Annotated in this window: 9 protein-coding genes; 7 read left to right on the top strand and 2 right to left on the bottom strand. The window is 63.7% G+C overall.

From position 1 onward, the window contains the following. Positions 1–31: 31 nt before the first annotated feature. On the top strand, positions 32–763 hold the full coding sequence (locus N436_RS20645; RefSeq protein WP_105947156.1) for a hypothetical protein: 732 nt from the start codon (positions 32–34) through the stop codon (positions 761–763). A 146-nt stretch (positions 764–909) separates the two neighbouring features. On the opposite strand, the gene N436_RS20650 is transcribed toward N436_RS20645, so the two are convergent. Beyond that, positions 910–1,773 carry an SDR family oxidoreductase gene (locus N436_RS20650; RefSeq protein WP_105947155.1) on the bottom strand — a complete coding sequence of 288 codons (864 nt, stop codon included), beginning with the start codon at positions 1,771–1,773 and terminating at the stop codon, positions 910–912. Between the two features lie 189 nt (positions 1,774–1,962). On the opposite strand from N436_RS20650, the gene exbB reads away from it, so the two are divergent. The 6 genes from exbB (at position 1,963) to N436_RS20680 (ending at position 8,706) form a co-directional block, all read left to right on the top strand. Beyond that, positions 1,963–2,961 (top strand): tonB-system energizer ExbB, encoded by a 999-nt coding sequence (gene exbB, locus N436_RS20655; protein WP_105947154.1) that lies wholly within the window; start codon positions 1,963–1,965, stop codon positions 2,959–2,961. A 3-nt stretch (positions 2,962–2,964) separates the two neighbouring features. Continuing rightward, positions 2,965–3,393 (top strand): TonB system transport protein ExbD, encoded by a 429-nt coding sequence (exbD, locus tag N436_RS20660; RefSeq protein WP_003253367.1) that lies wholly within the window; start codon positions 2,965–2,967, stop codon positions 3,391–3,393. Further along, entirely contained in the window at positions 3,390–4,121 is a 732-nt protein-coding gene (locus N436_RS20665; protein WP_105947153.1) for an energy transducer TonB, read from the top strand. Before exbD ends, N436_RS20665 begins: the two co-directional genes overlap by 4 nt. 94 nt (positions 4,122–4,215) lie before the next feature. Further along, the gene (locus N436_RS20670; protein WP_016712714.1) at positions 4,216–5,142 is read left to right on the top strand and encodes a hydrogen peroxide-inducible genes activator; all 927 of its coding nucleotides are present in this window, start codon (positions 4,216–4,218) and stop codon (positions 5,140–5,142) included. 3 nt (positions 5,143–5,145) lie between these two features. Continuing rightward, positions 5,146–7,224, top strand: a complete 2,079-nt coding sequence (gene recG / locus N436_RS20675) for an ATP-dependent DNA helicase RecG (protein WP_110741830.1) — start codon at positions 5,146–5,148, stop codon at positions 7,222–7,224. A 78-nt stretch (positions 7,225–7,302) separates the two neighbouring features. Next, a complete protein-coding gene (locus tag N436_RS20680) occupies positions 7,303–8,706 on the top strand; it encodes an aminoacyl-tRNA deacylase and HDOD domain-containing protein (protein ID WP_105947152.1) in 1,404 nt (467 codons plus the stop codon). Between the two features lie 82 nt (positions 8,707–8,788). On the opposite strand, the gene N436_RS20685 is transcribed toward N436_RS20680, so the two are convergent. Then, the coding region (locus tag N436_RS20685) for an IS3 family transposase (RefSeq protein WP_146232681.1) at positions 8,789–9,091 on the bottom strand (303 nt) is incomplete at its 5' end.

Raw genomic sequence — 9,091 nt, forward strand, 5'->3', positions numbered from 1 at the left:
ACCCCTCCCTCTTCTGCAAGGTTATTCCCTCATGCGTCAAGCACTGCCCCTCGCACTGGCAGCCCTGCTTCTGGGCGGCTGCGCCAGCCACAAACCCGAAGACTTCAACGGCACCTGGATCAACCAGGACGCCATCACTGCGGCCGTCAAGGGCAGCAGCCTGCGCCAGGCGCTGAACGAGCACGGCCCGGTGTTCGAGTGGAAACTCGACGTTGCCAGCCAGCAGGCCAGCTACAGCAATGGTTTCGAGGCCGCTGACGGCCAGTTGAGCGCCAACGACAAGCAGTGGCAGGCCAGCTTCGAAGGTGGCCAGACCGAGCAGTTGTCGCTTGATGGCGATGAACTGCTGACCGTTGATCAAAGCGGAGCCAAGCAGACCTTCGTACGCGCCAAGGCACCGGCTACCGCCAATGCCCCGCTGGGTAGCAGCTTCGAGAAGGCGCTGTACCAGGCCTACCTGGGCGGCGACTGGAAGATCACCGAAGGCCAGGGCAAAGGTGCCAGCGTGCGCTTCAGCGACACCGGCAACGTCACCGGCCTGCCAGGGCCAGACCGTTTCGCCCTGTGCCTGGCGGGCGATTGCGCGACCATGGGCGGCAGCAATGACAGCCTGTGGCTGGAGCGTAACCAGCGTGGCGCACCGTTCATCATCAAGCGTGATGGCGGCAAGCTGGAGATTTTCCAGGCGGTGAACCGTGCGCAGCCGGATGACATGCCGGAGCTGGCGGCGGGCAAGCGCCAGTGGGTGCTGGAGCAGAACTAAATCCGAACGCGGTCCCTGTGGGAGCGGCCTTGTGTCGCGAAAGGGCTGCGAAGCAGCCCCAACAATCTTGGCGGCAATGCTGAAATCCTGGGGCCGCTGTGCGGCCCTTTCGCGACACAAGGCCGCTCCCACAGTGCCGCGTGAAATCAGGGTTGGTTTTTACCCTCAAGGATTGCGGCATACCCTTCCTTGTAACTCGGATATTCCGGCACCCAGCCCAACGCCCGCGCCCGGGCATTGCTGCAGCGCTTGCTGCCAGTACGCCGCACCCGCTGCTCATCGGACCACTCGGTAACCCCCATGTATGCTCGCAGCCAGGCCACCACATCGGCCAGCGGAGCCGGGTCGTCATCGACGCCAATGTAACAGTCGTCCAGCGCCTTGCCGTCGGCATCGGCCTGCAGCAGGTGCGCCAACAGGCAGGCAGCATCCTCGGCATGAATACGGTTGCCATACAGCGGCGGCTCCTCGGCGACGCGGTAACCCTGGCGCACCTGGCTCAGCAGCCACTCGCGGCCTGGGCCATAGATGCCGGTCAGGCGCACCACGCTTGCCGGAATGCCGCTGGCCAGCGCCAGCTGCTCGGCCTCCAGCATCACCCGCCCTGAATAACCTTCAGGCTCGGTGGCCGCACCTTCTTCGATCCATTCACCGTCTTTTTGGGCATACACGCTGCTGCTCGATACAAACAGCAGGCGACGCGGGCGCTGGCCTCGCTCGGCCAGCCACGCCAGCACATGGCGCAAGCCGTCGACGTAGGCCGACTGGTAACCCGCCTCGTCGTGCTGGCTGGCCGCCACGCAGTACACCAGGTAGTCCAGCGAACCCTGCGGCCAGGCTTGCGGAATCGACGGTTCGGCAAGGTCGGCGGCAACCGGTGCAATACCCGCAGGCAGTTGCCCGACAGAACGGCGCAGGCCGCTTACCTGCCAGCCTTTGGCCAGCATCTGTTTGGCAAAACGCCCGCCTACATCACCACATCCCACCACCATCACGGATAGGTCTGACATCACAAAACTCCCTAGACCAATTGATCAGCCCGGCCACGCTACACGATGGGCGGCTAGACCATAGGCGAAAAAAGCAACAAGATTACTTTTGTTAACAAGAATTACTTGCAATAATGGCGACCAATTTGTTCTCGGCCTATCTCGAGGCCTTGGAGAACGTCCACTTTTTCTTCATCAGGTCCGGCCAGCATGACACGTACTCAACCTTCCGCTTCGCCAACCCCGTCGCGCGCCTGGCGCGCCATCGCCGCGCTGACACTCAGCCTGGTGCTGGCCCCGGTGGCCATGGCCGATGAGCCAACCGCCAATGCCGCTACACCAGCCGCTGCTTCCGCTCCGGCTGCTCCGGCTACTCAAGCTGCCCCGGCGGCACCGGCAGTGGAAGGCCAGGCTCCCGCTGGCGAAGCACAAGCTGCCGCCCCGGCAGATTCGCAGGTAGTGGTTGATCCCGCTACCGATGCACTGGTTGAAGACACGTCCCTGGGCATGGCCCACGACCTGTCCCCGTGGGGCATGTACAAAAACGCCGACATCGTGGTGAAGATCGTCATGATCGGCCTGGCTATCGCCTCCATCATCACCTGGACCATCTGGATTGCCAAAGGCTTCGAACTGATGGGCGCCAAACGTCGCCTGCGTGGTGAGATCGCCCAGCTGAAGAAGTCCACCACCCTGAAAGAAGCCAGCGAAGTCTCCAACAAGGAAGGCACCCTGGCCCACACGTTGGTTCACGACGCCCTCGAAGAGATGCGCCTGTCGGCCAACGCCCGCGAAAAAGAAGGCATCAAGGAGCGCGTCAGCTTCCGTCTGGAGCGCCTGGTGCATGCCAGCGGCCGTACCATGAGTAGCGGCACCGGCGTCCTGGCCACCATCGGCTCCACTGCGCCGTTCGTAGGTCTGTTCGGTACTGTATGGGGCATCATGAACAGCTTCATCGGCATCGCCAAGACCCAGACCACCAACCTGGCCGTGGTTGCTCCCGGTATCGCCGAAGCCCTGCTGGCCACCGCCCTGGGCCTGGTCGCTGCAATCCCGGCTGTGGTCATCTACAACGTCTTCGCCCGCTCCATCGCTGGCTACAAGGCCCAGGTGTCCGACGCCTCCGCTCAGGTACTGCTGCTGGTCAGCCGTGACCTGGACCACCAGGGCAGCGATCGCGCCGCCCCGCACATGGTGAAAGTGGGGTAAGCCATGGGCCTGCATCTCAACGAAGGTGGCGACGACCTCGCCGAAAACCACGAAATCAACGTTACGCCGTTCATCGACGTGATGCTGGTGCTGCTGATCATCTTCATGGTCGCAGCCCCCTTGGCCACGGTCGACATCAAGGTCGACCTGCCGGCCTCGACCGCCAAACCGGCGCCGAGGCCCGAGAAACCGGTGTTCGTCAGCGTCAAGGCCGACCAGAAGCTGTACGTCGGCGACGATCAGGTTGCTGCACCCGACCAGCTTGGCCCGATGCTCGATGCCAAGACCAAGGGTGACAAGGAAACCACCATCTTCTTCCAGGCTGACAAAGGCGTGGATTACGGTGACCTGATGGAAGTGATGAACAACATGCGCGCGGCCGGCTACCTCAAGGTCGGTCTGGTAGGTCTCGAGACGGCAGCCAAGAAATGACGAAACCGCGCTCAAACATGGCGCGCTACGGTGGCAGCCTGCTGATCGTGCTGGGCGTGCACGTGGTCGCTGTGCTGCTGACGCTCAACTGGTCGGTGCCTCAGGCCATCGAACTGCCCCCGGCAGCGATGATGGTCGAGCTGGCACCGTTGCCGGAGCCTGCGCCACCACCGCCACCGAAAGCGGCTCCACAGCCACCGGCACCGGTTGAAGAATTGCCGCTGCCGAAGCTGGTGGAAGCGCCCAAACCCAAGATCGCCGTGCACAAGCCGCCCAAGCCGAAGGCCAAGCCCCAGCCGCCCAAGCCTGAGAAAAAGCCTGAGCCGCCGACGGAAGCACCGCCAACCGAGCAAACGGTAGACGCACCGCCCAGCAACACGCCACCGCAGAAATCCGCGGCACCGGCGCCGAGCATTGCGTCCAACAGCAACGCCCTGCCAACCTGGCAGAGTGACCTGCTGCGGCACCTGGCCAAGTACAAGCGTTACCCGGAAGACGCGCGTCGTCGCGGCCTGCAGGGTATCAACCGCTTGCGCTTCGTGGTGGATGCCGAAGGCAAGGTCGTGTCGTACGCCATGGCTGGTGGTTCGGGCAGTGCCGCACTGGACCGGGCGACCCTGGAAATGATCCGTCGGGCCGGCACGGTACCCAAGCCGCCACCCGAGTTGCTGAACAATGGCACGATTGAAGTCGTGGCACCGTTCGTCTACTCGCTGGACCGCCGCTGAGACTTTTGTTTCTGTCACAAATCGGCAAGTCTGATAACGTGCGTCTATCGATTGCAGCCGCTATGCTGGGCCCGCAACTTCATGGACGCACGTTATGACCCTCACAGAATTACGCTACATCGTCACACTCGCCCAGGAACAGCACTTCGGCCATGCCGCCGAACGCTGCCACGTGAGCCAGCCGACCCTGTCGGTCGGTGTGAAGAAGCTCGAGGATGAGCTTGGCGTTCTGATCTTCGAACGCAGCAAGAGCGCGGTGCGCCTGACCCCGGTCGGCGAAAGCATCGTCGCCCAGGCGCAGAAGGTACTGGAGCAGGCCCAAGGCATTCGCGAACTGGCTCAGGCCGGCAAGAACCAGCTGACCGCCCCGCTCAAAGTCGGCGCCATCTACACCGTCGGCCCCTACCTGTTCCCGCACCTGATTCCGCAACTGCACCGCGTAGCGCCGCAGATGCCGCTGTACATCGAAGAAAACTTCACCCACGTACTGCGCGAAAAGCTGCGCAATGGCGAACTGGACGCGGTGATCATCGCCCTGCCATTCAACGAAGCCGACGTGCTGACCCTGCCGCTGTACGATGAGCCGTTCTGCGCCCTGATGCCGGCCGACCACCCGTGGACGGCGAAAAAGACCATCGACACCGCCATGCTCAATGACAAGAGCCTGTTGCTGCTGGGTGAGGGCCACTGCTTCCGCGACCAGGTACTGGAAGCCTGCCCGACCCTGAACAAGGGCGGCGAAGGCTCCAAGCACACCACGGTCGAGTCCAGCTCGCTGGAAACCATCCGCCATATGGTGGCATCGGGCCTTGGCGTTTCGATCCTGCCGCTGTCGGCGGTGCACAGCCACCACTACGCCCCTGGCATCATCGAGGTCCGCCCGCTGACGGCGCCGGCGCCGTTCCGCACCGTGGCCATCGCCTGGCGTGCCAGCTTCCCGCGGCCGAAGGCCATCGAGATCCTCGCCGACTCGATCCGCCTGTGCTCGGTCGCCAAAGCCCCTGCGGAACAACCGGCCTGAGTCATGAGTGAGCTGTCGAAGGTCCCGGTCACGGTACTCAAGGGCGTTGGCGAGGCCATGGCGGAAAAACTCGCCAAGGTCGGCCTGGAGAACCTGCAGGATGTGCTGTTCCACCTGCCCCTGCGCTACCAGGACCGCACCCGCGTGGTGCCGATTGGCCAATTGCGCCCCGGCCAGGATGCCGTGATCGAGGGCGTGGTCAGCGGCGCCGACGTGACCATGGGCAAGCGACGTAGCCTGGTGGTGCGACTGGGAGATGGCAGTGGCGTGCTGAGCCTGCGCTTCTACCACTTCAGCAACGCACAGAAAGAAGGCCTGAAGCGCGGCACCCACTTGCGCTGCTACGGCGAAGCCCGCCCCGGCGCTTCGGGCCTGGAAATCTACCACCCGGAGTACCGCGCACTGAATGGCGACGAACCGCCGCCCCCGGTCGAGCAGACTCTGACACCGATCTACCCGTCCACCGAAGGCCTCACCCAGCAACGCCTGCGCCTGTTGTGCCAGCAGAGTCTGGGCCTGCTTGGCCCGCGCAGCCTGCCTGATTGGCTGCCTGACGAGCTGGCCCGGGACTACCAACTGGCGCCGCTGGACGATGCCATCCGCTACCTGCACAACCCGCCGGCCGATGCCGACCTCGACGAGCTCGCCGAAGGCCAGCACTGGGCCCAGCACCGCCTGGCCTTCGAAGAACTGCTGACCCACCAGCTGTCGCAGCAACGCCTGCGTGAAAGCCTGCGTAGCCTGCGCGCACCGGTACTGCCCAAGGCCAAACGCCTGCAAGCGCAGTACCTGGCCAACCTGGGCTTCCAGCCGACCGGCGCGCAGCAGCGGGTGGCCAACGAAATTGCCTACGACCTCAGCCAGCACGAGCCGATGATGCGCCTGGTGCAGGGCGATGTGGGGGCAGGCAAGACCGTGGTCGCCGCGCTGGCCGCGCTGCAGGCGTTGGAAGCCGGCTATCAGGTGGCCTTGATGGCACCCACCGAGATCCTCGCCGAACAGCACTACATCACCTTCAAGCGCTGGCTCGAACCACTGGGCATCGAAGTGGCCTGGCTGGCCGGCAAGCTCAAGGGCAAGGCCCGGGCAGCTTCCCTGGAGCAGATCGCCAACGGCGCACCGATGGTGGTCGGCACCCACGCGCTGTTTCAGGAAGAGGTGAAGTTCAAGCACCTGGCCCTGGCGATCATCGACGAACAGCACCGATTTGGCGTGCAGCAACGCCTGGCCCTGCGCAAGAAGGGCGTGGCCGGCGAGCTGTGCCCGCACCAGTTGATCATGACCGCCACGCCTATTCCGCGCACCCTGGCCATGAGCGCCTACGCCGATCTGGACACCTCGGTACTGGACGAACTGCCGCCCGGGCGTACGCCGGTAAACACGGTGCTGGTGGCCGACAGCCGTCGCTTCGAGGTCGTCGAGCGGGTGCGCGCCGCCTGCGCCGAGGGCCGCCAGGCTTACTGGGTATGCACGCTGATCGAAGAGTCCGAAGAACTCACCTGCCAGGCGACCGAAAGCACCTATGAAGAACTTGGCAGCGCCTTGGGTGAACTGCGTGTGGGCCTGATCCACGGTCGCATGAAGCCTGCGGAGAAAGCCGAGATCATGGCGCAGTTCAAGGCCGGTGAATTGCAGTTGCTGGTTGCGACCACGGTCATCGAGGTAGGCGTGGACGTGCCCAACGCCAGCCTGATGATCATCGAGAACCCCGAGCGCCTTGGCCTGGCCCAGTTGCACCAGCTGCGCGGCCGGGTTGGCCGGGGCAGTGCCGTGAGCCATTGCGTGCTGCTGTACCACCCGCCACTGTCGCAGATCGGCCGCGAGCGCCTGGGGATCATGCGCGAGACCAACGACGGCTTCATCATCGCCGAAAAGGACCTGGAGCTGCGCGGCCCGGGCGAGATGCTGGGGACCCGCCAGACCGGCCTGCTACAGTTCAAGGTCGCCGACCTGATGCGTGACGCCGACCTGTTGCCAGCGGTGCGCGACGCCGCCCAGGCCCTGATCGCGCGCTGGCCGGAACACGTCAGCCCGTTGCTCGACCGCTGGCTGCGTCATGGCCAGCAATATGGCCAAGTGTGACGCCAGTCCCAGAATGGATCCAGATTTGCTCGCAGGCTGGTTATACTTCGCGTTTAAAAGAATCAGTGGATACGGACCATGACTGAAGTTGCCCTGGACACCGCAACCCCACACGCACCCTCTGTCATCAGGCTGCTGCTCGACAAGGTCGGCGTCGCCTACCGCGAGGTGGCCGAGCACCCGCACCTTCCTGCGGCTTCGCGGGTGCAGGCAGTGCTTCTCGACGACGAGGTCGGCGCCCTCATGGTGCTGTTCCCGCAGAGCCAACTGCTGGACCTCAACCGCCTGGCCGAACTGACCGGGCGCAAGCTCACCGCCGTGTCGGTGCCGCGCTTGAAGCAGATGCTCGACAAACACCAGCTCAAGGCCCTGCCAGGCATTCCGGCGCTGACCAGCTCACCGTGCCAGTACGAGAAGAGCCTGCTCGACGCCGAAACCGTCTATATCCAGTCGGGCGAAACCGGCCTGCTGCTGGAAATCGAACGCGCGCACTTCAAGCGCATGCTGGCCAAAGCCAGCGCCAGCAGCTTCGGCCAGGAAGTCGAGGCCATCAGCCCCAACCTCGACCGCCCCGATGACGACACCCGGGAAATCACCAATGCCGTGCAGGCCTTCACGGCCCGACGCATCCAGAAGCGCCTGGAAGAAACCATCGAGATCCCACCGCTGGCCGATACCGCGCAAAAGATCATCAAGCTGCGGGTAGACCCCAACGCCAGCATCGATGACATCACCGGTGTGGTCGAAACCGACCCGGCGCTGGCGGCCCAGGTGGTGAGCTGGGCGGCATCGCCGTACTACGCCTCACCCGGCAAGATCCGCTCGGTGGAAGATGCCATCGTGCGCGTGCTGGGCTTCGACCTGGTGATCAACCTGGCCCTGGGCCTGGCGCTGGGCAAGACCTTGAGTCTGCCTAAAGACCACCCGCAGCAGGCCACACCGTACTGGCAGCAGTCGATCTACACCGCTGCAATCATCGAAGGCCTGACCCGTGCCATGCCGAGGGCAGAACGCCCCGAGGCCGGGCTTACCTACCTGGCCGGGCTGCTGCACAACTTCGGCTACCTGCTGCTGGCACATGTGTTCCCACCACACTTCTCGCTGATTTGCCGCCACCTGGAGGTGAACCCGCACCTTAACCACACCTACGTGGAACAGCACCTGCTGGGCATCAGCCGCGAACAGATCGGCGCCTGGCTGATGAAGCTATGGGACATGCCGGAAGAGCTGTCGACCGCGCTGCGTTTCCAGCACGACCCGGCCTACGACGGCGAGTACTCGGCATTCCCCAACCTGGTGTGCCTGGCCACCCGTTTGCTGCGCTCGCGAGGCATTGGTTCGGGGCCGATGGAGGAGATCCCGGACGCGTTGCTGGAGCGCCTGGGGATTACCCGGGACAAGGCGGAGGATGTGGTGAACAAGGTGCTCGAGGCCGAGAACCTGTTGCGCGAGTTGGCTTCGCAGTTCCACGCACCGCATTGATTTTTCTGGGGCTGCTTTGCAGCCCTTTCGCGACACAAGGCCGCTCCCACAGGGTGGACTGCCCCCCAAAAGTTGGACAGTTTTAGCCAGTGGTCTGAGTCCTGTAGCTCACAGGGCTCAGGCCATTGAGTTTCAGCCTGATGCGGTCATGGTTGTAGTAGTGAATGTACTCATCCAGTCCCGCTTTTAGTTCCTCGACACTCTCAAAGCGATTCAGGTAGAAAAACTCCGACTTGAGCGTGCCGAAGAAGCTTTCCATCGCCGCATTATCCAGGCAATTGCCTTTGCGGGACATGCTCTGCTTCACACCTCGTGCGGCAAGTTTGTGACGGTATTGAGCCTGCTGATAATGCCACCCTTGATCTGAGTGGATGACTAGCTTGGG

Origin of the sequence: Pseudomonas sp. RV120224-01b (assembly GCF_003208145.1) — a bacterium.
In the GTDB taxonomy this organism is placed as follows: Bacteria; Pseudomonadota; Gammaproteobacteria; order Pseudomonadales; family Pseudomonadaceae; genus Aquipseudomonas; species Aquipseudomonas monteilii.

Excerpts from the sequence above, each read along its gene's own strand:
- N436_RS20645 (WP_105947156.1), top strand. The coding sequence starts at position 32 with ATGCGTCAAGCACTGCCCCTCGCACTGGCAGCCCTGCTTCTGGGCGGC.
- N436_RS20650 (WP_105947155.1), bottom strand. The coding sequence starts at position 1,773 with ATGTCAGACCTATCCGTGATGGTGGTGGGATGTGGTGATGTAGGCGGG.
- exbB (WP_105947154.1), top strand. The coding sequence starts at position 1,963 with ATGACACGTACTCAACCTTCCGCTTCGCCAACCCCGTCGCGCGCCTGG.
- exbD (WP_003253367.1), top strand. The coding sequence starts at position 2,965 with ATGGGCCTGCATCTCAACGAAGGTGGCGACGACCTCGCCGAAAACCAC.
- N436_RS20665 (WP_105947153.1), top strand. The coding sequence starts at position 3,390 with ATGACGAAACCGCGCTCAAACATGGCGCGCTACGGTGGCAGCCTGCTG.
- N436_RS20670 (WP_016712714.1), top strand. The coding sequence starts at position 4,216 with ATGACCCTCACAGAATTACGCTACATCGTCACACTCGCCCAGGAACAG.
- recG (WP_110741830.1), top strand. The coding sequence starts at position 5,146 with ATGAGTGAGCTGTCGAAGGTCCCGGTCACGGTACTCAAGGGCGTTGGC.
- N436_RS20680 (WP_105947152.1), top strand. The coding sequence starts at position 7,303 with ATGACTGAAGTTGCCCTGGACACCGCAACCCCACACGCACCCTCTGTC.